General features: G+C 63.5%; 21 protein-coding genes and 1 riboswitch. Of the genes, 18 read left to right on the forward strand and 3 right to left on the reverse strand.

Annotated features, from left to right (window positions below; translation table 11 throughout):
* Positions 1–58 precede the first annotated feature (58 nt).
* Positions 59–158, forward strand: a riboswitch (glycine riboswitch).
* 48 nt (positions 159–206) lie between these two features.
* The 5 genes from gcvT (at position 207) to ACE1EY_RS03125 (ending at position 5,728) form a co-directional block, all read left to right on the forward strand.
* A complete protein-coding gene (gene gcvT / locus ACE1EY_RS03105) occupies positions 207–1,304 on the forward strand; it encodes a glycine cleavage system aminomethyltransferase GcvT (RefSeq protein ID WP_370299456.1) in 1,098 nt (365 codons plus the stop codon).
* 40 nt (positions 1,305–1,344) lie between these two features.
* Entirely contained in the window at positions 1,345–1,734 is a 390-nt protein-coding gene (gene gcvH, locus ACE1EY_RS03110; protein WP_291514805.1) for a glycine cleavage system protein GcvH, read from the forward strand.
* 89 nt (positions 1,735–1,823) lie between these two features.
* Positions 1,824–3,197 (forward strand): aminomethyl-transferring glycine dehydrogenase subunit GcvPA, encoded by a 1,374-nt coding sequence (gene gcvPA / locus ACE1EY_RS03115; RefSeq protein WP_291514804.1) that lies wholly within the window; start codon positions 1,824–1,826, stop codon positions 3,195–3,197.
* A 10-nt stretch (positions 3,198–3,207) separates the two neighbouring features.
* On the forward strand, positions 3,208–4,674 hold the full coding sequence (gcvPB, locus tag ACE1EY_RS03120; RefSeq protein WP_291514803.1) for an aminomethyl-transferring glycine dehydrogenase subunit GcvPB: 1,467 nt from the start codon (positions 3,208–3,210) through the stop codon (positions 4,672–4,674).
* A 121-nt stretch (positions 4,675–4,795) separates the two neighbouring features.
* A complete protein-coding gene (locus ACE1EY_RS03125; RefSeq protein ID WP_291514802.1) occupies positions 4,796–5,728 on the forward strand; it encodes a carbohydrate kinase family protein in 933 nt (310 codons plus the stop codon).
* On the opposite strand, the gene ACE1EY_RS03130 is transcribed toward ACE1EY_RS03125, so the two are convergent.
* Positions 5,710–6,408 carry a peptidoglycan DD-metalloendopeptidase family protein gene (locus tag ACE1EY_RS03130; protein WP_291514801.1) on the reverse strand — a complete coding sequence of 233 codons (699 nt, stop codon included), beginning with the start codon at positions 6,406–6,408 and terminating at the stop codon, positions 5,710–5,712. The genes ACE1EY_RS03125 and ACE1EY_RS03130 overlap by 19 nt on opposite strands.
* 204 nt (positions 6,409–6,612) lie before the next feature.
* Between ACE1EY_RS03130 and ACE1EY_RS03135 the strand changes: the two genes are divergently transcribed.
* From ACE1EY_RS03135 to ACE1EY_RS03150, 4 genes are all read left to right on the forward strand, one after another.
* Entirely contained in the window at positions 6,613–7,734 is a 1,122-nt protein-coding gene (locus ACE1EY_RS03135; RefSeq protein ID WP_370299457.1) for a DUF748 domain-containing protein, read from the forward strand.
* A gap of 130 nt (positions 7,735–7,864) precedes the next feature.
* Positions 7,865–8,428: a chalcone isomerase family protein gene (locus tag ACE1EY_RS03140; protein WP_291514799.1), complete on the forward strand. Its 564-nt coding sequence runs from the start codon at positions 7,865–7,867 to the stop codon at positions 8,426–8,428.
* A 135-nt stretch (positions 8,429–8,563) separates the two neighbouring features.
* On the forward strand, positions 8,564–9,493 hold the full coding sequence (locus ACE1EY_RS03145; protein WP_370299458.1) for an ABC transporter ATP-binding protein: 930 nt from the start codon (positions 8,564–8,566) through the stop codon (positions 9,491–9,493).
* Entirely contained in the window at positions 9,490–10,251 is a 762-nt protein-coding gene (locus ACE1EY_RS03150) for an ABC transporter permease (protein ID WP_291514797.1), read from the forward strand. The genes ACE1EY_RS03145 and ACE1EY_RS03150 overlap by 4 nt, the downstream gene beginning before the upstream one ends.
* Here ACE1EY_RS03150 and ACE1EY_RS03155 read toward each other — a convergent pair.
* Complete coding sequence (locus tag ACE1EY_RS03155; RefSeq protein ID WP_291514796.1) at positions 10,241–10,711, reverse strand: GDP-mannose mannosyl hydrolase; 471 nt, start codon at positions 10,709–10,711, stop codon at positions 10,241–10,243. The two genes, ACE1EY_RS03150 and ACE1EY_RS03155, sit on opposite strands and share 11 nt — an antisense overlap.
* 95 nt (positions 10,712–10,806) lie before the next feature.
* Between ACE1EY_RS03155 and ACE1EY_RS03160 the strand changes: the two genes are divergently transcribed.
* The 4 genes from ACE1EY_RS03160 (at position 10,807) to ACE1EY_RS03175 (ending at position 16,196) form a co-directional block, all read left to right on the forward strand.
* Positions 10,807–13,152 carry a serine/threonine-protein kinase gene (locus ACE1EY_RS03160; protein WP_291514795.1) on the forward strand — a complete coding sequence of 782 codons (2,346 nt, stop codon included), beginning with the start codon at positions 10,807–10,809 and terminating at the stop codon, positions 13,150–13,152.
* A 150-nt stretch (positions 13,153–13,302) separates the two neighbouring features.
* Positions 13,303–14,487: a class I SAM-dependent rRNA methyltransferase gene (locus ACE1EY_RS03165; RefSeq protein WP_291514794.1), complete on the forward strand. Its 1,185-nt coding sequence runs from the start codon at positions 13,303–13,305 to the stop codon at positions 14,485–14,487.
* Between the two features lie 63 nt (positions 14,488–14,550).
* Positions 14,551–15,363 (forward strand): prolipoprotein diacylglyceryl transferase, encoded by an 813-nt coding sequence (lgt, locus tag ACE1EY_RS03170; RefSeq protein WP_370299459.1) that lies wholly within the window; start codon positions 14,551–14,553, stop codon positions 15,361–15,363.
* Positions 15,363–16,196 carry a thymidylate synthase gene (locus tag ACE1EY_RS03175; protein WP_370299460.1) on the forward strand — a complete coding sequence of 278 codons (834 nt, stop codon included), beginning with the start codon at positions 15,363–15,365 and terminating at the stop codon, positions 16,194–16,196. Before lgt ends, ACE1EY_RS03175 begins: the two co-directional genes overlap by 1 nt.
* A gap of 64 nt (positions 16,197–16,260) precedes the next feature.
* On the opposite strand, the gene ACE1EY_RS03180 is transcribed toward ACE1EY_RS03175, so the two are convergent.
* Positions 16,261–16,884 carry a hypothetical protein gene (locus ACE1EY_RS03180; RefSeq protein ID WP_291514790.1) on the reverse strand — a complete coding sequence of 208 codons (624 nt, stop codon included), beginning with the start codon at positions 16,882–16,884 and terminating at the stop codon, positions 16,261–16,263.
* 273 nt (positions 16,885–17,157) lie between these two features.
* On the opposite strand from ACE1EY_RS03180, the gene ACE1EY_RS03185 reads away from it, so the two are divergent.
* From ACE1EY_RS03185 to ACE1EY_RS03205, 5 genes are all read left to right on the forward strand, one after another.
* Positions 17,158–17,667 carry a dihydrofolate reductase gene (locus ACE1EY_RS03185; RefSeq protein WP_370299461.1) on the forward strand — a complete coding sequence of 170 codons (510 nt, stop codon included), beginning with the start codon at positions 17,158–17,160 and terminating at the stop codon, positions 17,665–17,667.
* A 47-nt stretch (positions 17,668–17,714) separates the two neighbouring features.
* Positions 17,715–18,524 (forward strand): alpha/beta fold hydrolase, encoded by an 810-nt coding sequence (locus ACE1EY_RS03190; protein WP_370299462.1) that lies wholly within the window; start codon positions 17,715–17,717, stop codon positions 18,522–18,524.
* The gene (locus ACE1EY_RS03195) at positions 18,521–19,831 is read left to right on the forward strand and encodes a BamA/TamA family outer membrane protein (protein ID WP_291514787.1); all 1,311 of its coding nucleotides are present in this window, start codon (positions 18,521–18,523) and stop codon (positions 19,829–19,831) included. The genes ACE1EY_RS03190 and ACE1EY_RS03195 overlap by 4 nt, the downstream gene beginning before the upstream one ends.
* Before the next feature lie 99 nt (positions 19,832–19,930).
* Positions 19,931–20,188, forward strand: coding sequence for an acyl-CoA-binding protein (locus tag ACE1EY_RS03200; RefSeq protein ID WP_291514786.1), 258 nt, complete (start codon positions 19,931–19,933; stop codon positions 20,186–20,188).
* Positions 20,188–21,360, forward strand: a complete 1,173-nt coding sequence (locus ACE1EY_RS03205) for an acyl-CoA dehydrogenase (protein WP_370299463.1) — start codon at positions 20,188–20,190, stop codon at positions 21,358–21,360. Before ACE1EY_RS03200 ends, ACE1EY_RS03205 begins: the two co-directional genes overlap by 1 nt.
* Positions 21,361–21,505 lie beyond the last annotated feature (145 nt).

The raw sequence follows: 21,505 nt of genomic DNA on the forward strand, positions 1-21,505 counted from the left end.
TGTGACCGCCGACGACGCAACCCGCCCGGAAACGCTCAGGCCAAAGGACCGCGGGGATTCAGTCGACTCTGGAGAGCGCTGGCACCGACCAGCCACCGAAGGGGCAGGAGCCGCGCAAGGCGCTCCAATCTCTCAGGTATCAGGACAGAGGGGCATCGCATCGACACAACCGTGTCGAGATGCCTGTCTTGAAACTTGGAGTACGTATGTCCCAGAGGACCGCATTGTTTGCCCAGCACGAGGCCGCCGGCGCGAAGTTCGTCGACTTTGCCGGCTGGGATATGCCCATTCATTACGGCTCCCAGCTTGAGGAGCATCACGCCGTGCGCCAGGGCGCCGGCATGTTCGACGTGTCGCACATGACCCCGGTTGATGTGCGTGGCGACGGCGCGACCGCCTGGCTGCGGCATCTGCTTGCCAATGATGTCGCCAAGCTGAAGACGCCGGGCAAGGCGCTTTATTCCTGCATGCTGACCGAGCAGGGCACGGTCATCGATGACCTGATCTGCTATCGCATGCGTGACGACTGGTACCGCATCGTGGTCAATGCCGGCACCACCGCCAAGGATGTGGCCTGGATGCAGCAGCAGGCGCCGGCCGGCGTCAGCGTCGAGCCGCGCCACGAGCTATGCATTCTGGCCGTGCAGGGTCCCGAGGCCGTTGCCAAAGCCGCGCCGTTGCTGGGCGAAGCCGGCGCCGCCGCGGCCGCGCTGAAGCCGTTTAACGCCGCCGCTGCAGGCGACTGGTTTGTCGGCCGCACCGGGTACACCGGCGAGGATGGCTTCGAGATCATTGGCCCGGCCCAGGCCATCCAGATCCTTTGGGATGGACTGCTGCAGGCCGGCGTTCGCCCCTGTGGGCTGGGCGCGCGCGACACCCTGCGCCTGGAGGCCGGCATGAATCTCTACGGCCAGGACATGGACGAAACCGTGACGCCGCTGGCCTCCGGTCTGAGCTGGACCGTGTCTTTCGACGACGCCGAGCGCGACTTCATCGGCCGCGCTGCGCTGCAGGCGCAACGCGACGCCGGCGATCTGCCGCGTTTTGTCGGCGTGCTGCTGGAAGGCCGCGGCGTGTTGCGTGCTCACATGGCCGTGCAGACGGCCCACGGCGAAGGCGAACTGACCAGCGGGGGCTTCTCGCCCACGATGGCGCGCAGCATCGGTCTGGCGCGGATTCCGGCCGGCGATGCCGACACGATGGACGTGATCATCCGCGGCAAGCCTGTCCCGGCGCGGATCGTGAATCCGCCTTTTGTTCGTCTGGGCAAGGTCCGCGTGCCGGGCCTGGACGCGACCACTTGATATTCATTCCACGACTTATCGTGCACCCGGAGAGCATCTGATGAGCGACATCCCACAAGATCTGAAATTTGCCGAATCCCACGAATGGGTGCGTGAAGAAGGCGGCGGTCTCGTGACCGTTGGCATTTCCGACCACGCCCAGGAAGCCCTCGGGGATCTGGTCTATGTCGAGGTGCCCGACGTCGGCGCCGCCGTGACCGTGGGTGATGCCTGCGCCGTGGTGGAATCCGTCAAGGCGGCATCCGATGTCTACAGCCCGGTCGATGGCGAAGTGGTCGCCGTGAACGAGGCGCTGGCGGATGCCCCCGAGCTGATCAACAGCGAGCCGTACGGCGAGGGCTGGATCATGCAGGTGCGACTGGCAGACGCCAACGCCCTGGATGACCTGCTCGATGCCGAAGGCTACGCCAACGCCATCGCCGACGAATAATCCTCCCGCCGGCGCGGCATCGCCGCCCGGCGTACTGAAAGGACGGACCCGCGCAGGCGGGCCGTCCCCGCTTGATTCCGGACCCCGCCATGCCGTTTATCCCGCATACCGAATCCGACGTCGAACAAATGCTTGGCGCCATTGACGCACCCAGCATCGAAGCCCTGTTCGATGAAATCCCTGCCGAGCTGCGCTGCGGCCGTCTCGACCGAGTGCCCGAGGGCATGACCGAGATGGAAATCACCCGGCTCATGCACGAGCGTGCCGATGCCGATGGCCGACCGCTGAACTTCATCGGTGCCGGCGCCTACGAGCATCACGTGCCGGCGGCGGTATGGGAGATCGTCTCGCGTGGGGAGTTCTACTCCGCCTACACCCCGTATCAGGCAGAGGCCAGCCAGGGCACGTTGCAGGTCATCTACGAGTTTCAGACCATGATGTGCGGCCTGACCGGCCTGGATGTGTCCAATGCGTCGCTGTACGACGGCGCGACCGCGCTGGCCGAGGCGCTGTTGATGGCCGTGCGCGCGAACCGCAAATCCAAGAGCCGTCGCATTCTGATGCCGCGGTCGGTGGCGCCGGTCTACCGGCAGGTCGTCGAAACCATCTGCTCCACCCAGGGCCTGCAACTGGTCGAGCTGGCCTACGATCCGGCGACCGGCACCACGCCGGAAGCCGCATTGGCCGAACACGCCGGCGGCGACATCACCGCTGTGGTGATCCCGCACCCGAATTTCTTCGGCTGCTTCGAGGCCGTGGATCAATTGACCGACTGGGCGCATGCCAACGGCGCGCTCGCCGTCGCGCTGGTCAATCCGGTTGCGCTGGCGCTGACCCGTGCGCCGGGCGAGTGGGGCGCGCAGGGCGTGGACATCTGCTGTGGCGAAGGTCAGCCGCTGGGCTCGCCGCTGTCTTCGGGTGGACCGTACTTCGGTTTCATGACCTGCAAGCAGGCGCTGGTGCGGCAGCTGCCGGGCCGCATTGTCGGCCGTACGCTGGATCTCGATGGCAAGCCCGGCTTCGCGCTGACGCTGCAGGCACGCGAGCAGCACATCCGCCGCGGCAAGGCGACCTCGAACATCTGCACCAACCAGGGCTTGCTGGTCACCGCGGCGACGATTCACATGTCGATTCTCGGTCCGGCCGGGTTGCAGCAGGTGGCCAGAGCGTCGATGGCGAACACCCGCAAGCTCGTCGATGCGCTGGTCGAACTGCCGGGCGTCGAGCCGGTGTTTTCGGGAACCCGTTTCCACGAGGCCGTGCTGCGGTTCGACCAGCCGGTGCGCCCGCTGATCGATGCGCTGGGCGGCCGCGGCATCGTCGGCGGTTATGCGCTGGAGCCGGTGTATCCGGAGCTGAAGCACTGCCTGCTGGTCTGCGCCACCGAGACCAAGACCGATGCCGATATCGATACTTATGTTCAGACCCTGGCCGCGCTGATGCGCCCCGCCAGCGCTGCCTGAGGCTCACGCCATGACCGAACCCCTGATCTTTGAACATTCCCGTCCCGGTCGCACGGCCGCGGCGCAGTTTCCTGCTGGCGACATCGATGCCGCTGTGCCCGCTGAACTGGCGCGGACCTCCGGACTTGGCCTGCCCGAAGTCTCCGAGTTGCAGGCGGTGCGTCACTTCACCCGGTTGTCGCAGCGCAATTTCTCCATCGATACGCATTTCTACCCGCTGGGTTCCTGCACGATGAAGTACAACCCGCGCGCCTGTAATCGGCTGGCGATGTTGCCGGAGTTTCTGTCCCGGCATCCGCTGGCGCCGGTCTCGGCGAGCCAGGGCTTTCTCGCCTGCATGTTCGATCTGCAGGAAATCCTCAAGGAAGTCACCGGGATGAAGGGCGTGTCGCTGACGCCGATGGCCGGCGCCCAGGGCGAATTCGCCGGCGTGGCCATGATCCGGGCCTATCACGAGGCGCGCGGCGACACCGAGCGCACGGAGATTCTCGTACCGGACGCCGCGCACGGCACCAACCCGGCGACCGCGACCATGTGCGGCTACGTCGCCCGCGAGATTCCCACCGACGCCAACGGTGATGTCGACGTCGAGGCGCTCAAGGCGGCACTGGGGCCGAAGACCGCCGGCATCATGCTCACCAATCCCTCCACGCTGGGCGTGTTCGAGCGCAAGATCTCGGAAATCTCCAAGCTCGTGCACCAGGCCGGTGGCCTGCTGTACTACGACGGCGCCAACCTCAATGCGATTCTCGGCAAGGTGCGCCCCGGCGACATGGGCTTCGACGTGATCCACATGAACCTGCACAAGACCTTCTCCACGCCGCATGGCGGTGGTGGGCCGGGTTCGGGTGCGGTGGGTGTGTCCGAACGCCTGCTGCCGTTCATGCCGATTCCGGTCGTCGGCAAGGCCGCCGACGACAGCTATCGCTGGCTGGACGAGGACGACCTGCCGCAGTCCATCGGCCGTTTGTCCGGCTTCATGGGCAATGCAGGGGTGCTGCTGCGGGCCTATGTCTATGCCCGCATGCTGGGCCGTGACGGCATGCATCGCGTCGCCGAGTTCGCCGCGCTGAACGCCAACTACCTGATGGCCCGGCTGCGGGAAGCCGGCTTTGATCCGGCATTCCCGGATCGCCGCGCCAGCCACGAGTTCATCATTACGCTCAAGCGCCAGAACAAGTCCGTAGGCGTGACCGCGACCGACGTCGCCAAGCGTCTGCTGGACCACGGCTTCCACGCGCCGACCGTTTATTTTCCGCTGCTGGTGCCGGAATGCCTGCTGATCGAGCCGACCGAAACCGAAAGCAAGGAAGCCCTCGATGGATTCATCGACGCGATGATTGCCATCGCCGAGGAAGCCGAGGCCGACATCGAACAGCTACGCGGCGCGCCGTACACCATGCCGGTGCGCCGGCTTGATGATGTCCGCGCTGCGCGTCAGCTGGATGTGCGCTATCAGCCCGAGGCGGCTGCGTAGGTCGACCTTTCTACCCGGTCTGCTCCTTGCCGACGGCCAGGGGCAGACCGGCGATCGCCCGCGATGATGATCTGATCGTGGCATTTCCAAGAACCGTTCAAAGATTCAAGGAGCACCATTCATGACCGCCATCATCTGCGGCTCGCTGGCCTACGACAACATCATGGTCTTTCCGGGCCGCTTCAGTGAAGAGATTCTGCCGGAACGCGTGCATGCGCTGAACGTGGCCTTCCTCGTGCCGGAGATGCGCAAGCAGTTCGGTGGCTGTGCCGCCAACATTGCTTACGCGCTGGGACAACTCGGTGGTGACGGCAAGCCCATGGGCACTGTAGGCGTGGATTTCGGGCCGTACACCGAACGCCTCACCACGCTGGGTATCGACCAGACCTATGTGAAATCGGTGCCGGATGCGTTCACGGCCCAGGCCTTTATTACCACCGACCTGGATGACAACCAGATCACCGCCTTTCATCCCGGGGCGATGAACTTTGCCCACGAACAGGCGATTCCGGCCGAGGCTACGCTGGGTATCGTCGCGCCGGATGGCCGCGACGGCATGATCCAGCACGCCACCCAGTTCGCCGAGGCCGGCGTGCCGTTCATCTTCGATCCGGGCCAGGGTCTGCCGATGTTTGATGGCGATGACCTCAAGCGTTTCATCGAACAGGCGACCCATGTCGCCGTCAACGACTACGAGCAGGCGGTGATGACCGAGCGCACGGGCTGGCAGCCGGCCGAGATCGCCGAGCATGTCGAGGCGCTGATCGTGACCCGCGGCGCCGAGGGCTCTGAGATCTACACCGGCGGACAGATGCTGCACATTCCCTGTGCGCAGGCGGATGCGGTCGTCGATCCCACCGGATGCGGCGATGCCTACCGGGGCGGGCTGCTTTATGGTCTGCAAAAGGGCTATGACTGGCCGACGACCGGGCGGATCGCTTCGCTGATGGGCGCCATCAAGATCGCGCAAAACGGTCCGCAGAACTACCAGATCGACGCGGCCGACTTTGCCGCCCGCTACGAGCAGAATTTCGGTCAGGCCTTTCCTGGCTGAGTGACCGGGCGAAGCTGCGGACACCAGGTTCGCACCAGATCCATCGGGTCCGGGCAGCGGCTTAACCAGTCCGCAGCTTCGTCGGCATGGCAGACGCCGGGAAAGTCGCCGGCATGGTCGCCGATGTCTGCGATGATCTGAAAATGAAGGTGCGGCGGCCAGCCGACATTCTCGTCCGGCGAGCCCAGCCAGCCGATGAGCTGCCCAGCTTCGACGGGTTGGCCCGGCTGCGTCAGCTGTAGCGATGGTCGGGCCAGGTGTCCGTACAGGCTGTACATGGAGTCGCCGTCGGCCTCATGCCCAAGGAGGATGGTCGGGCCGTAATCGCCGAACCGCGCGTTGTCGCCGGTGCTGTGGACCACGCCTCCTCGCGCCGCGTAGACCTCGGTGCCGGCGGGTAGCCAGAAATCCACGCCGAGATGGATCGAGCGCGTGGCGTCACCGTCGGCGAACACCGGGCTCATCGAGTAAATCGCACGATCCTCCGCGTAGCCGCCCAGGGCCCAGTCGCAGCCCGAGGCCGCCACCTGTGCCCGAATCCACTGACCAAAGACCACCGGATCGTCCACCGGGACTCGTTTCAGCGCCGGATTAGTCTCGGACAGATCCAGGTGGAGTACAGGTCGGGCCAGCGGCGACGCTGGCAGCGGTGGGGTCCAGTTCAGCGTGTCGATTTTCATCAGGCGCTCTACCCGGGCGATTCATCGAATTCTGTGCTGCCCATGGCGGGCATTTGATCACGGTTCCCGACTTCGCTGCGCTCGTGGCGAACTCCGTCAGACCTCACAGGGTCCGACTTGTACGGGACTCGCAAGATGCGATACCCATTGATTCCGCGACGACAACGGCGGGTATGGATGACCCAACGCAGAACAGGATGGCTGATGGCCGTCGCGGCGCTCATCGTCGCGGTGATCGCCCTGCGCGCTTATCTGCCCGTTTGGGTGACGCGCGCCATCAATCAGCAACTCGCGGAACTGGGTGGCTACCACGGCCATGTTCGGGATGTGGACCTCGCGTTGTGGCGTGGCGCGTATCGAATCAACGGACTGGTCATTCGTCAGACCGATGCCGGTGATGAACAGGTGCCGCTGGTTTCCGCTCCGCGGATTGACCTCGCCGTCTCCTGGGCCGCGCTGTTCAAGGGTGCTGTGGCCGCCGAGGTCGAGTTTCAAAGCCCGCAAATCAATTTCGTGCATGCGCCGTCGTCGGATCAGGACCAGGCCGGGCAGGGCGTGGACTGGCGCGAGCAGCTACAGGCCTTGTTGCCAATCCGCCTGAACGCCGTTCGGGTATACGAGGGCTCGGTGCATTTTCGCAACTTCGAGGCCGACCCTGAAGTGGATGTCTACCTGACGGACCTGGCTGCGACGGTCACCAATCTCTCGAACGCGGACCGCCGCGACGGTATCCAGGTTGCGAATCTGGATGCGACGGCCCGGGTGCTGGACGGTGCGCCGCTTGAACTGGCGATGCAGTTTGATCCGTTGGGCGAGATGGCCGCGTTTGAATTGGACCTGCGCGTGCGTGACGCCGCGCTCGTCCGACTGGATGACCTGTTGCGAGCCTATGCGGGTATTGATGTTGAAAAAGGGCAGGCCGATCTCGTCGTTGAGCTGGCTGCCCGCGATCGGGTTCTGGATGGCTACGGAAAGCTGCTGCTCCGCGATCTTGATGTGGTGAGCTGGACCCAGGACGTGGAGCGGGACGACGATAACCCGGTGTTGCTCGGCTGGGAGGGGGTGCTAACCGGTGTGCTGACGCTGTTGACCAACCAGCAGGAAGATCAGTTCGCATTGCGGGCCCCCATCACTGGAAAGATCGATGCGCCTCGAGGCCGCGCCTTGGCGGCCGTGATCTCGATCGTCCGCAATGCTTTTGTCGAAGCGCTCAAGGCGGATTTCGAAAGCGCGGATGAAGAGGCGCCGTTCCCCGAGTCTGATCGGCAGCCGGCGCAGGATGGGCCTCGGGAGCGGCATGGACCTCCGGGGCGCCGGCCCGGTTGATCGGGCGCCAGCTTGCCGGCTCGCGGAACCCTGTCGCCTGGAGGCCGTCCAAGCGACATAGCGGAACGGTGCTGCCGTCAAAATCGAAACCATGGCAGGCCGCGGGAGGGTTCACGTCGGAGGAACGACCATGAACAAACTCACGCTGACGCTTACCCTGGCGGCCTTCGCAGGCGGCGCATCCGCCCTCACCGTCTCCGGCGTGGATGTCCCCGAAACCGCAGATGTTTCCGGGCAGGAGCTGGTGCTCAACGGCGCCGGACTGCGCACCAAATACGTGCTCGCGAACGTTTATGTCGCCGGACTTTATCTGCCGGAAAGGTCCAGCAGCGCGGATTCGATCATCGACTCGGATCAAACCCGCCGTATCAGCCTGTTCATGAAACGCGACCTCGATGCGGACACCTTCATGGAGGCGTTTCATGAGGGCCTGGAGAACAACCTGGATAACGAGGACATGCAAAGCCTCGGACCGAAAATCGATGAACTCGACCAACTGTTCGCCGAAGTCGGCTCTCTGAGCAAAGGGGACCGGCTGGACCTCAGCTTCACCGACGACCAGACCGAAGTATCGCTGGACGGCGAACTGCTGGACACGGTGGACGGCGCGCAGATGCAGTCTGCATTGATCAAGATCTGGCTCGGCGAGCAGCCGGCGCAGGATGATTTGAAATCGGCCATGCTCGGCCAGTAGCCCAACGGGCGGAACGCAGGACACGCGCCTCAGCGATCTGGCTGGGGCGTATTCATATGCCGTTGCCGATGATGTCACGCCAGTGCCGCGCCACAGTGGCAGAATCGTCGCCCTTAATTCGGCGCGGGTGCGAGCGTGACAGGCATTATCGAAGTCAACGGGTTGAACAAGGTTTATCGCGGCGGCTTCGAGGCGCTGCGCAACGTCGATCTGAGTATTCGACAGGGTGAGATCTTTGCGCTGCTCGGCCCCAACGGCGCGGGCAAGACGACGCTGATCAGCATCGTATGCGGCATTGTCACGCCCAGTTCGGGTCAGGTGTTGGCCGATGGGCACGACATCATCACGGACTACCGTGCGGCGCGCGCGAAGATCGGCCTGGTGCCGCAGGAACTGACCACCGATGCGTTCGAATCGGTCTGGAACACCGTGAGCTTCAGTCGCGGCCTGTTTGGCAAGCCTCGCAACGACGCCCATATCGAAAAAGTCCTGCGTGATCTGTCGCTTTGGGATAAGCGCGACAGTCGCATCCTGGAGCTGTCCGGCGGCATGAAGCGGCGAGTGATGATCGCCAAGGCGCTGTCACACGAGCCGCAGATTCTGTTCCTCGATGAGCCGACCGCCGGGGTCGACGTGGAGCTTCGTCGCGACATGTGGGCGATGGTCAGCGGTCTGCGCGAAGCGGGGGTGACCATCATCCTGACCACGCACTACATCGAGGAAGCCGAGGCCATGGCCGACCGCATCGGCGTGATTCGCAGGGGTGAGTTGATCCTGGTTGAGGACAAGACCGCGCTCATGGACAAGCTGGGGCAGAAGGAATTGCGACTGCAACTGAGCGGGCGGCTAGCGACCCTGCCGGCGGCCATCGCGCAGCCCGGTCTGGTGCTGTCGGACGATGGCTATCGCCTGACCTACACCTACGATTCGCACAGCGAACAGGGCAGCGTCGCGGCCTTGCTGCGTCAGCTCGGCGAGCACGGGATCGAGTTCACCGACCTGCAGTCCCGGCAGTCCTCGCTGGAGGATATCTTCGTCAGCCTCGTGCACGAGGAGGCCGCATGAACTGGCATGCGATACGGGCGATCTACGGTTTCGAGATGGCGCGTACCCGCCGCACGCTGATGCAATCCATCGCCTCGCCGGTGATCTCGACCTCGCTTTACTTTGTGGTCTTCGGGTCGGCGATTGGCTCGCGCATGGTCGAGATCGACGGCATCAGCTACGGCGCGTTCATCATTCCGGGTCTGATCATGCTGTCGCTTTTGAACGAGAGTATTTCCAATGCCTCGTTCGGGATCTATTTTCCCCGCTTCTCCGGGACGATCTACGAAGTGCTGTCGGCGCCCGTTTCACCGATGGAGATCGTCATGGGCTATGTCGGTGCGGCGGCCTCCAAATCGGTGATTCTCGGCGTGCTAATCCTGCTCACCGCACGGCTGTTCGTCGACTATCACATCGCCCACCCGGTCTGGATGCTCACGTTTCTGGTCACTACGGCGCTCACGTTCAGCCTGTTCGGGTTCATCATCGGCATCTGGGCCGACGGCTTCGAGAAACTGCAGATCGTGCCGATGATGCTGGTCACTCCGCTCACCTTTCTGGGCGGCAGTTTCTACTCCATCAACATGCTGCCGCCGCTCTGGCAGACCATCACGCTGTTCAATCCCGTGGTTTACCTGATCAGCGCGTTTCGGTGGAGTTTCTACGGCGTTGCAGATGTTGCCGTTGAGGTCAGCATCATCGCGATTCTCGGCTTCTTGCTGGCCTGCCTGGTCGGAATCTACTGGATCTTCCGGACCGGCTATCGCCTCAAGGAGTGAGGCCTAGCGCCGAAAAATAGGCGGTGGAGTTGGGGTGCGCCGCATACGCGCCATCGGCCGGCCCGATCCAGGCATAGGCAGCGTGCTGATCCGGCGGCAGCGAATGCAGTGCATCCGGGGTCACTAGCCCGGTCGGGAGCTTGTACGCCAGCACGACGTAATGGGTGCTGATGCCCGGTTCGGCGGCAAAATTCGTGTCGTAGAGGTGTGTGAACGCCCCGACCAGTCGAGCCTGTTCCAGTTGGCCTCGCACGCCGAGTTCTGCATCGCATAGGCGTGCATAGGCGGTCTCCAGGGTCTCGTCCTTGTTGATCCGACCACCGGGCACGAACCAGGTGCCGCGCGCCGGCTCGTTGACCCGCTGACCCATCAGCAACCGCCCGTTGTGTTCGATCAGCAGGTCGATGGACACCAGGGGCGTGTGGCGAACCACATGAAGAAAATCGTCACGGCTGAGCATGGGCAAACTTGGTTCGAAAACGGGGTCTGCCAGAATACAGGCCACCAGCGCTCGACCGGACCGTGCTGGCGACCGGGAAGGGGAGAACACGCGCCATGAGTGAACCACGCATTCCGAACACGATCGGGACTTTCAACATCGTGCGTGTGTTGGGTGAAGGGGCCATGGGGCGGGTGTACCTCGCACAGCAACAAGCATCCGATCGGCTTGTGGCGCTGAAGGTGCTCAAATCCACCGTGCCCGAGTTTGGTCGGCGCTTCTCGCGGGAGATCCGGGTGCTCGGCGCGCTGGAGCACCCTGGTATTGCCAGGCTTTACGATGCCGGAGTCTCTGATGGGCCGGCGGGCTCCATCGCCTATTTCGCGATGGAATATGTCGCTGGCCGAGATCTGCGTGAGGCCGCAGGTGACATGACCCTGCCGCAACAGGTCCGCCTAATCGTGACCATTGCCCGTGCGGTGCATGCGGCGCATCTCAAGGGTGTGGTCCATCGGGATCTCAAGCCGGCCAATATCCTGGTGGGGAAAGACGGCGCTCCGAAGGTGCTGGATTTTGGCGTCGCGCATGTGGCCGATGACGGGGGCACCCAAATGACACGGGTCGGCGAGGTGCTCGGCACCCTGCCGTACATGAGTTTCGAGCAGATGGTCGGAGACGACCATGCCATCGACGCGCGCTGCGATGTCTACGCCCTCGGCGTGATCGCCTACGAGCTCTTCGCTGGCGCACTGCCTTACCCCGACCTGCCGAGCCATAGCCTCGCGGGGGCGCTGGAGCGCTTGCAACGCGGCTCACCCCAGCGGCTGTCGTCGCACTGTGAGGCGGCACGTGGCGATCTCGAAACCGTTGTCATGAAGGCCATGGGCTTCGATGCCGATCAGCGCTATGCATCCGCTGACGAGTTCGCCAATGACCTGGAACGGTATCTGACGCACCAGCCGATCACCGCGCGCCCGCCGACGATTCGCTATGTCGTCGGGCGGTTTGTGCGGCGACACCGGGCCTTGTCAACAATCGCCATCGCTGCCATTGCCGCCGTTATCGTGGCGGGGCTGGTGGCCGCCCAGTTTGCCGTTTCCGAAGCTCGCGCCAGGGCTTTGGCCGATACACGTGCCTCGGAAACCGCGGCCATCAATGCATTTCTTAGCGACATGCTGGTGGCCGTCGATCCGGCGAATGCGCTGGGCAAGGATGTGCGCGTGCTGGATGTGATCGATGCAGCTGAGCTGGACCTGCAAGCGCGATCTGCATTGCCGGAACGGGTGCGTTGGTCGCTGCAGCGACTGATCGGGCGAACACGCGCGCGTCTCGGGGAACCGGGCCGGGGCGTGGACTTGTTGCGCTCGGTGCTTGAGTCCATTGAGACCGCTGATGGCCCTGGCAGTGATGCAGCGTTGGATGCACGCATCGATTTAGCAAGTGCGCTGGAGGCCGCTGGGGAATACCGCTCGGCGCGTGATGCCCTGCAGCATCCCTTGCTCGGCGCCGACCAGAATTCACGCCAGGCGATCAGCGCTGCGGTGCTCCGGACGCGTGCGCTCACCGGCGAAGGTCAACTCGACGAAGCGGTCGCGTTAGGCGTGGCAACGCAACGACGTGCGACGGCCCTGCTCGGTGAATCCGATGAGCTGACCATGGATGCCAGCTACTCACTGGCGGTGGCCTGGCGCGATGCCGGCGAGTACGCCGACGGCATCGCTTTGCTGGAACAGCTGGTCGAGGTGATCAAGGCCAAGCTCGGCGCGCTACACCCCGAGACCCAGACAGCCTTCAATCTGCTCGGGACATTTCTGGAACTCGACGGGCAGCTTGATGCGGCCGAGTCGGTGCTGCGGCAACAGCTGGCCGTTGCGGAATCGGTTTATCCGCCCGGCCACTACGCAATTGCAGACAATCAACTCAATCTGTCGGCGGTTCTTGGCAAGAAGAAGCAGTACGAGGAGTCCCTTGCATTGGCCACGGCGGCGCGCAAGGCCTACGAAGCAGAACTGGGCCTGGCGAATATCCGGACTCTGGCGGCATTGAACTCACAGGCCTACAGCCTGGAAGAGCTTGGTCAGGTCGACGAAGCCGAGGCCACGCTACGCACGATTATTCGTCTGCAACCGGAGATCGGAGCGGCGCACGTCCAGGTTCTGGCGCCGATCAACAATCTGGCCTATCTGCTGATGGGCGCGGGCCGCTATGACGACGCCAACCAGGCTTTTGCCGAATTGATGGAACGCGCCGTGGGCGAAATTGGCGAGTCACATCCTCTGTTTGGGGTTTTCGAGGGCAATCAGGGTTGGTGTCTGGTGCGGTCGGGGCGCGAGGCGGAAGGGCTGCAGGTGCTGGAACGCGCAGCGGGACGGTTGGATGCCACGCTGGGACCGGAGCATGCCCGTACCGTGCTCACACGTGAGCGCATTGAAACCACGCGCGCGAAGCTCGGGAAGCGCTGATGAAAGCAGAGCTTCCCAAGGCGAATCCGAACTGGATGCGGGCGTTCTGTGGATGGTGTTGGCCCTGATCTGACGCTAACGCAGAAACCGAATCGACGGTGCCGGTATGATCCGCGGTCACTCTCCGAGCGGCGCAGCCGAGTACCCACGATGTCCCAACCACCAAGTCTGCGCCTCAAACCGCATACCGATCGCCGTCTGCGGATCGGACACCTCTGGGTGTTCGCCAACGAAGTTGACGTTGCACGCACGCCGCTGACCGGCTTCAAGCCCGGTTCGCTGGCGAGGCTGGAGGATGCGCGCGGCAAGCCGTTGGGGTTGGTGTACGTCAACCCGGCGTCGTTGATCTGCGCGCGCGTGTTGACGCGCAATGCCAAGGCGACCATCGATCAGTCCTGGTTTGCCGAACGGTTTCGGCAGGCCCTGCGCCTGCGCGAGCGCGTCTATCCGGGGGGCTACTACCGGCTGCTGTTCGGCGAGTCCGACGGTGTTCCCGGGCTGGTGGTCGACCGCTATGGCGATGTGCTGGTGGCGCAGAGCACGACCGCCGGGATCGATGCCCTGCGCGATGCCGTCGAGGCGGCGTTGCAGGAGACGTTGTCGCCCGCAGGAATCTACTGGCGCTGCGATGCGCCGGTGCGCGCCTTGGAAGGACTGGAGCCCGAGACCCGCGAGGTCGGCGTAATTCCGGACGAGATCATCGTGCCGGAAGCCGGGCGGACCTTCGCCGCATCGCTGAAATCTGGCCAGAAGACCGGCTGGTACTTTGACCAGCGCGACAATCGCCAACTGGTTGCACAGCTGGCACCGGGCCAGCGAGTGCTGGATGTGTTCAGTTACATCGGTGGCTTTGGTGTCACCGCGGCCGTCGCCGGCGCGCAATCCGTGACCTGCGTGGATGCCTCTGAAGCAGCTCTGGAGCTGGCGCAAGCGAACGCCCAGCGCAACGGTGTTGCCGTGGAGACCCGAGCCGGGGATGCGAAAGCGGTGCTGCAGCAACTGCAGACCGAACAGGCGCGCTTCGATCTGGCCATCGTCGATCCGCCGGCGCTGATCAAACGCAAGAAAGACATCGCGGCGGGTACGCACCACTACCAGCAACTCAACAGCCTGGCGATGCAGGTGCTGGCGCCCGGCGGTCTGTTGCTGGCGGCGTCCTGCTCGCACCATTTATCGGCCGACGCGATGCGTGGCGCCCTGCGCAAGGCCGCCGCGGAAGCCGGGCGCAAATTGGTGGTTCTGGCTCAGCGCGGCGCCGGGATGGATCATCCCGTGCATCCGGCCATACCGGAAACCGAGTACCTCAAAGCGTTTTTGTGTGCGGTCGAGGGGTAGAACTCCGCCACGGTCCTGTCACGCGGGGCACTACAATGTCCGAACATTACAGGGAAGCCCATCATGCTCGTTCATCCCAATTTTGATCCGGTCGCCATAGCGCTCGGGCCGATCAAGGTGCACTGGTACGGTCTGTCGTACTTGGTCGGATTCACGCTGGCCTGGGCCCTGGGGCGGTACCGCGCGCGCCAGGCAGACTGGCCGTGGAACAAGGACCAGATCTCGGACCTGCTGTTCTACGCGGTGCTGGGGATCATTCTCGGCGGGCGCCTCGGCAGCGTGTTCTTCTACAACTTCGAAGCATTTCTGGCCGATCCCACCATGATCTACAAGGTCTGGCAGGGCGGCATGAGTTTCCATGGCGGCCTGATCGGGGTGATCGTCTGCCTGATGTTTTTCGCCCGAAAAACACAGAAAGCCTTTTGGGAAGTGGGCGACATGGTCGTGGTACTCGCTCCGGCCGGGTTGTTCTGCGGACGGATCGGCAACTTCATCAATGGCGAGCTATGGGGCGGGCCAACGGATCTGCCCTGGGGCATGGTCTTTCACAGCCCGGCGGCCGGCGACATTCCCCGGCATCCGTCACAGCTTTACGAAGCCGGGCTGGAAGGTCTGGTGCTGCTCGCGATTCTCTGGTTCTTCACGGCGCGCCCGAAACCCCGCATGGCGGCATCTGGGCTGTTCCTGCTGCTGTACGCGTTGTTCCGCTCGCTGGTGGAGTTCGTCCGCGAGCCGGATGCACATATCGGCTACCTCGCCTGGGGCTGGTTGACCATGGGGCAGGTGCTGTCGGCGCCGATGGCCGTCGCCGGCATCGTTTTGCTGGTTATCGCCTATACCCGCAAAATCTACGATCGACCGCTCGCCAAAACCTGATGAAGCAATACCTCGACCTGATGCAGCACGTGCTGGACCACGGCACCGAAAAGAGTGATCGCACCGGCACGGGCACCCGCTCGGTGTTCGGGTATCAGATGCGCTTCGATTTGTCGCAGGGCTTTCCCATGCTGACGACCAAGAAGCTGCATCTGCGCTCGATCATCCACGAGTTGCTGTGGTTCATCGCCGGCGAGACCAACACGGCCTATCTCAAGGCCAACGGCGTGTCGATCTGGGACGAATGGGCGACCGAATCCGGTGATCTTGGCCCGGTTTACGGCAAGCAGTGGCGGGCCTGGGAGGGGCCCAACGGTGTCGTCGTCGATCAGCTCGCCGAGCTGGTGCAGAACCTCAAGACCAACCCCGACTCGCGGCGGCATGTGCTGTCGGCGTGGAACCCGACCGTGCTACCGGACCCGGGCAAGTCACCGGTGGAGAACGCCGAGGCCGGGTTGCAGGCGCTGCCACCCTGCCACTGCCTGTTCCAGTTCTATGTGGCCGACGGCAAGCTCTCCTGCCAGCTCTACCAGCGCAGCGCGGACATATTCCTCGGCGTGCCGTTCAACATCGCCTCCTATGCGCTGCTGACGCTGATGCTGGCCCAGGTCTGCGGCTACGAGCCGGGGGATTTCGTCCACACGCTGGGGGATGCCCACCTGTATCTCAATCACCTGGATCAGGCCCAGCTACAATTGACCCGTGAGCCGTACCCGCTGCCGACGATGCGCCTTGAGCCTTCGATTTCGAACATCGAAGACTTCCGCTTCGAGCACTTCACGCTAGAGGGTTACCAAAGCCATCCGCACATCAAGGCGCAGGTCTCGATTTGAAGCTCGTGGCGGTGGTCCGGGTTAGACCTACACTGGTCGGAGGTCGCGCAACCGACATGTGACGTCATTTTTCGAATGACGGGGGCCTCGTTGACGAGAAGCAGAAGCTGTAGCGTTGGTATGGCGTCTCCTGATCCTGTACGAAGTTAGCCCACTCGTCGGTTTCGGTCACGGGATGCGTTCTTCCGGGGATTTGCGCCCGGCACTCGACTGATGCGGATTCCAGATTACTGTCAGGTGCCACGCTGTCCTTGCAGGTCGCAGTCACCTGCACCGGCCGCTCGCTGTCATCGTAATAGAGTGTTGCGTAAAGCGCGGAGGTGTCAGAACTGACCAACGCGCAAAGGTCGGACGCCGAGTAGTCCGCGAGTCCGTCCCCGCGGATTTCTCCATACACGAGATGAACCAGCGTGACGCTGTCACCCTCCGCATCGAACACGATCTCGTCGTAGCACTGAACATCCAACCCTGCTGGTAACTGCTCGTTGATCGCGATTGTCGTAGCGGGCGGAGCGGAGCCGGTGAATGGTTCTTTGTCGGTAGAACCACATTGGGGGAAACGGCTCACGTCCGGGCTGGGCACGTGGCCAGCTTGCGGCTCTCCATCTGAGCAGCCAGAAATTCCGAAAAGCGCAACCATGGAAAGTAACGCCCGAGACAAAAATCGACCTGTTATTTGGTATGACATGATCATCTCCTAAGTTGCCATCCAGTATGGCTCGGAGATGTCTAGTAATGCCATGGCGATTCATGGCGATTCAGACGGCCGGCCCTCGCGAACGCGATCCCAGGCTTTGAACTCGGCTGCTCCGGCTTTCGTTCGTGACAGTGATCGGATAGTGCTTTGCCATAGATTGGAGGCCGGGTGGGGTTGCGGCAGGCGTCCAGTTCCATGAGAGTCGCATGCTCACAACCGGAGAAATTAAATGGTGGCGTCACTGTTCAGGGCGCAGGTCTCGATTTGAAGCTGGTCGCGGTGGTTGCGGCCGACGAGAACAACGTCATCGGCGTCGACGGCGATCTGCCCTGGCGCTTGCCGAATGATCTGAAGCATTTCAAGGCGGTGACGCTGGGCCATCCCATCCTGATGGGACGCAAGACCTACGAGTCCATCGGTCGTCCGCTACCGGGGCGTCAGAATCTCGTGCTGACCCGGCAGCCGGACTGGCGTGCCGAGGGTGTCACCGTTGTGCAGACGGTTGACGCCGCGTTGTCCGCGGCCGCCGATGCTTCGGCCTTGATGCTCGTCGGCGGCGGTGAGGTTTACCGGTTGTTCTGGCCGCAGATCTCGGTCATTGAGTTCACCCGTGTGCACACCCGCGTTGTCGGTGACACCCGGTTCCCGGCATTTGGTGAGCCGGATTGGCGGTGCGTACAACGCGATCACCACGCGCCGGACGCGCGTCATGTCCACGCCTACAGCTTCGAGACCTGGGAGCGGTGCGGGGCGGTTCTTCCTGCCGGGGGTTGAGCGCAATGCGAGCGGGTCCGGTGATGGTTTGCGCGTGGGCGAGGCGTTTGCGGGGTTGGCGTTCGGGCCTGTTGTGTCTGCCGCTGCTCGCCGCCTGCCTGGGCCCGCCTTATGAAACGGGTCGGGTACAAGATCTGGTGCCGGGTGCTCGCGAGCAGGCCGTGCGGGTCGATGGCCGCAGCATCCATTGGGTCGAGGTCGGTGATGAGGCAGCTTCGCCGGTGCTGTTCATTCACGGCACGCCCGGGAACTGGCAGGCCTACGCCGACTATTTGAATGCGCCGGAACTGGCCGGGTTTCATCGCATTGCGGTGGATCGTCCCGGCTTTGGTGAATCGGCCGAAGGGGGCGTGGAGCCCAGCCTGTCCAGGCAGGCGGAATTACTCGCCGAAGCGTTCGCCGATCTGCCGCCGATGATTCTCGTGGGCCATAGCCTGGGTGGGTCGCTCGCGATGCAACTGGCGCGTGATGCCCCGGATCGCATCGCCGGGATTGTGCTGGTCGCCGCCTCGTTGGACCCCGCGGTGGAAGCGCCGCGCTGGTTTAACCGCGTGGCGTCATGGCCCGTTATCCGTGCTGTCGTTCCTGATCCGCTGGCCAAGGCCAATGTCGAGGTGCTGGTATTGCAGCAACAGTTGCAGGCATTGTGGTCAGGCTGGACGGTGCCCCGGCTTCCCATTGTGCTGATTCAGGGCATGGAAGATTCGCTGGTGCGCCCTTCGACGGCCGATTTCGCGGAATCCAGGCTGGCGGCTGAATCCGTCACCATTCATCGCATCGAGAACGCAGGACACTTTGTGTTGTGGGAGCAACCGAGCTGGACCATCGAAGCCATCTTGCGACTGGCGGAGCCGTGAAGTGGCTGATCGGGCTGGTGCTCGTCTTGAGTCCGCTGCTCGGGTGCGCCGAAGCTGTGGAGCCGGTCCAGCCTGTCCCGCCGGCCGAATTGGAGCCGCTGCCTGAACGTTATCCGATCGTTCGCGAGATCCTGTTCAAGGGCAACACCGTCACCAAGCGCAAGGTCATGGACCGCGAAATGCGCATCGAGGTCGGCGACCCCGCCCGCCCCAACGACATCAAGGACAGCCGTCAGGCGATCCAGAATATCGGCCTGTTCAAGCAGGTGATTGTCGACCAGGTGCCCGTCGATGGTGGTGTGGCGCTGGTGTTCACCGTGGTCGAGAAGTGGTACCTGCTGCCGTATCCGCGGCTGGACTACAACAGCGATCGCGAGTTCGCCTTCGGCTTCAAGCTCGACTGGTCGAACCTGGGCGGGCTCAACCACCAACTCGAAGCGCTGGTCTCCCGCCAGGAGAACGCTGAGGATGACCGCGGCGATGCCACTGAGTTCGAGTTCGACTATTTCGCGCCGTACGCCTGGGACTCTGCAATCGATGTTGGCCTGGGTGTCTCCCACGACATCACGCCGATAGAGGAAGAGGACGCTGCCGGGGAGATCATCAACTACAAGGAAGACTACTCGCGCTTCAGCGTGCTGGCGTTACGCCGGCTGACGCCTGGCCACGGCAGCCAGGGCTGGCGTATTGGCGGTGGCTTGTTATGGCAGAACGAGACGCTGCGAGGCACCGAAGCGCCGTTGGAGAACGGCATGGCGACGGCGGCGGTGATCCAGGGGCGTTACGAGCAGATCGACGATCGGCTCTACAGCCAGGCAGGCTGGCAGTTCGGCTGGCGTGTCGAGGCTGCCAGCGAAGACATTGCGTCGGACTACGATTACATCGACCTGCGGCTAAGCTATTTCCGCGCCATACCGCTGTGGGATGTGCCGCACCAGACATTGCGGATACTCGCGGATGTCGGTTCCTACCACGGCGGCCCCCGCGACTTTGATGCTTACGGGCTGGGTGGGGGCAGCAATTTGCGAGGCTTCGACAAGGAAGAGTTTGAAGGCGACGCCTACTGGCGCTTGAGTCTGGAATACCAGCGCCCACTGTTCGGCTACAAGCCGGTGCGCGGCCTGGTTGTCATGGATCTGGGACGGACCTACGAGGATTTCGACGACCTGACGCTCAGCCACACCCAGGCCGATGCCGGCATCGGCCTGCGTTGGCGGATCCAGACCTTCGTCGATCTTACGCTGGAACTGGGCTACGCCTGGCCGCTGACCCGTGGCGGCTCGGAACCGTTTTTCGGCAAGCTTTAGCCAGGCAGAACCGTCGAGTGCGGCACGGCGGTCAGTGTTCCGGGCAGGCGGCTATGCGATGATCGGCGGCCAATCTTTTTCACGGGACACCCCATTTCCATGTCTGATCTAAACGCCGCGTTTGAACAAGCTCAGAAAGACGTCAAGACGCTGACCGAGCGTCCCAGCAACGATGACCTGCTCGAACTCTACGCCTTGTTCAAGCAGGGTTCGGCCGGGGACGTGTCCGGCAAGCGCCCCGGCATGCTGGACATGGTGGGGCGTGCGAAATACGACGCCTGGGCGAAGAAGAAGGGCACCGACAGCGACACCGCCAAGCAGCAGTACATCGACAAGGTCGAGGGCATGCTCGGCTGATGCCGGCCGCTTTCGACTGGAGTGATCCGCTCAGGCTGGAGGACCAGCTGGAGGCGGATGAACGGGCCATGCGCGACGCGGTTCGGGCTTACGCCCGCGATCAGTTGATGCCGCGTGTGGTCCAGGCATTTCGCCACGCCGAGTTCGACCGCGAGATCCTGCGCGAGATGGGCGGGCTGGGCATGTTGGGTTTATCGCTTGATGGCCCCGGATGTCCTGGCGGTTCGCATGTGGCGTATGGCCTCGCGGCCCGCGAGATCGAGGCGGTGGATTCCGGCTATCGATCGGCCTTGTCGGTGCAGAGCAGTCTGGTGATGTACCCGATCCACGCCTTCGGTTCGGAGTCGCAGCGCCAGCACTGGTTGCCGCGATTGGCGAGCGGCGAGGCGGTCGGCTGTTTCGGGCTGACCGAGCCGGATCACGGCTCCGACCCCGGAGGCATGACCACCCGCGCAAGACCGGATGGTGACGGCTGGCGGCTTAGCGGCGCTAAGACCTGGATCACCAATGCGCCGATTGCCGACGTGCTGCTGGTCTGGGCCAAAGATGCGGACGACCGCATTCGCGGATTCCTGATCGAGCGCGGTGCTGCCGGCCTGAGCACCCCGACCATCGAAGGCAAGTTCAGCATGCGTGCCTCCATCACCGGCCAGATCGTGCTGGATGATGTTCGCGTCGGTGCCGAATCCGTCCTGCCGGGCGTGAGCGGGCTCAAGGGGCCCTTCTCCTGTCTCAACAAGGCCCGCTACGGCATTAGCTGGGGCGCCATGGGTGCGGCGGAAGCCTGTTGGCATGCAGCACGGCAGTACGCGCTGGACCGCAGGCAGTTCGGCAAACCACTGGCCGGCACGCAGCTGGTGCAGAAAAAGCTCGCCGACATGCAGACCGAGATCGCACTGGGGCTGCAACTGTCGTTGCGTCTGGGCCGGTTGCTCGACGCCGGTCAGGCTGCCGCGGAGATGATCTCGCTGGCCAAGCGCAATGCCACCGGCAAGGCCTTGGACATTGCCCGTCTGGCCCGGGACATCCACGGCGGTAACGGCATCGTCGACGAGTATCACGTGATCCGGCATTTGATGAACCTGGAGACCGTGAACACCTACGAAGGCACGCATGATGTACACGCGCTGATTCTCGGGCGCGCGCAGACCGGGATCCAAGCCTTTTACTGATCGATGGGCGTAAGCAAAAAAACCCGCTGCCGGCGGTCGCGAGGGATGCCCCCCTTTATCGGCGTCCACCCAGAGTGACCCGGCACTCAACGTAGTTTGAGCCTTGTGGTACGGCATTTGCTATGCCCCTGCCGTTCTCTATTTT

This window comes from Abyssibacter sp., assembly GCF_964229365.1.
In the GTDB taxonomy this organism is placed as follows: Bacteria; Pseudomonadota; Gammaproteobacteria; order Nevskiales; family OUC007; genus Abyssibacter.

Coding starts and splice junctions, on each gene's coding strand:
- ACE1EY_RS03135 (WP_370299457.1), top strand. CDS start 6,613: ATGGCCGTCGCGGCGCTCATCGTCGCGGTGATCGCCCTGCGCGCTTAT.
- gcvT (WP_370299456.1), top strand. CDS start 207: ATGTCCCAGAGGACCGCATTGTTTGCCCAGCACGAGGCCGCCGGCGCG.
- ACE1EY_RS03180 (WP_291514790.1), bottom strand. CDS start 16,884: ATGTCATACCAAATAACAGGTCGATTTTTGTCTCGGGCGTTACTTTCC.
- ACE1EY_RS03205 (WP_370299463.1), top strand. CDS start 20,188: ATGCCGGCCGCTTTCGACTGGAGTGATCCGCTCAGGCTGGAGGACCAG.
- ACE1EY_RS03160 (WP_291514795.1), top strand. CDS start 10,807: ATGAGTGAACCACGCATTCCGAACACGATCGGGACTTTCAACATCGTG.
- lgt (WP_370299459.1), top strand. CDS start 14,551: ATGCTCGTTCATCCCAATTTTGATCCGGTCGCCATAGCGCTCGGGCCG.
- gcvPB (WP_291514803.1), top strand. CDS start 3,208: ATGACCGAACCCCTGATCTTTGAACATTCCCGTCCCGGTCGCACGGCC.
- ACE1EY_RS03125 (WP_291514802.1), top strand. CDS start 4,796: ATGACCGCCATCATCTGCGGCTCGCTGGCCTACGACAACATCATGGTC.
- gcvH (WP_291514805.1), top strand. CDS start 1,345: ATGAGCGACATCCCACAAGATCTGAAATTTGCCGAATCCCACGAATGG.
- ACE1EY_RS03165 (WP_291514794.1), top strand. CDS start 13,303: ATGTCCCAACCACCAAGTCTGCGCCTCAAACCGCATACCGATCGCCGT.
- ACE1EY_RS03200 (WP_291514786.1), top strand. CDS start 19,931: ATGTCTGATCTAAACGCCGCGTTTGAACAAGCTCAGAAAGACGTCAAG.
- ACE1EY_RS03140 (WP_291514799.1), top strand. CDS start 7,865: ATGAACAAACTCACGCTGACGCTTACCCTGGCGGCCTTCGCAGGCGGC.
- ACE1EY_RS03175 (WP_370299460.1), top strand. CDS start 15,363: ATGAAGCAATACCTCGACCTGATGCAGCACGTGCTGGACCACGGCACC.
- ACE1EY_RS03130 (WP_291514801.1), bottom strand. CDS start 6,408: ATGAAAATCGACACGCTGAACTGGACCCCACCGCTGCCAGCGTCGCCG.
- ACE1EY_RS03150 (WP_291514797.1), top strand. CDS start 9,490: ATGAACTGGCATGCGATACGGGCGATCTACGGTTTCGAGATGGCGCGT.
- ACE1EY_RS03155 (WP_291514796.1), bottom strand. CDS start 10,711: ATGCTCAGCCGTGACGATTTTCTTCATGTGGTTCGCCACACGCCCCTG.
- gcvPA (WP_291514804.1), top strand. CDS start 1,824: ATGCCGTTTATCCCGCATACCGAATCCGACGTCGAACAAATGCTTGGC.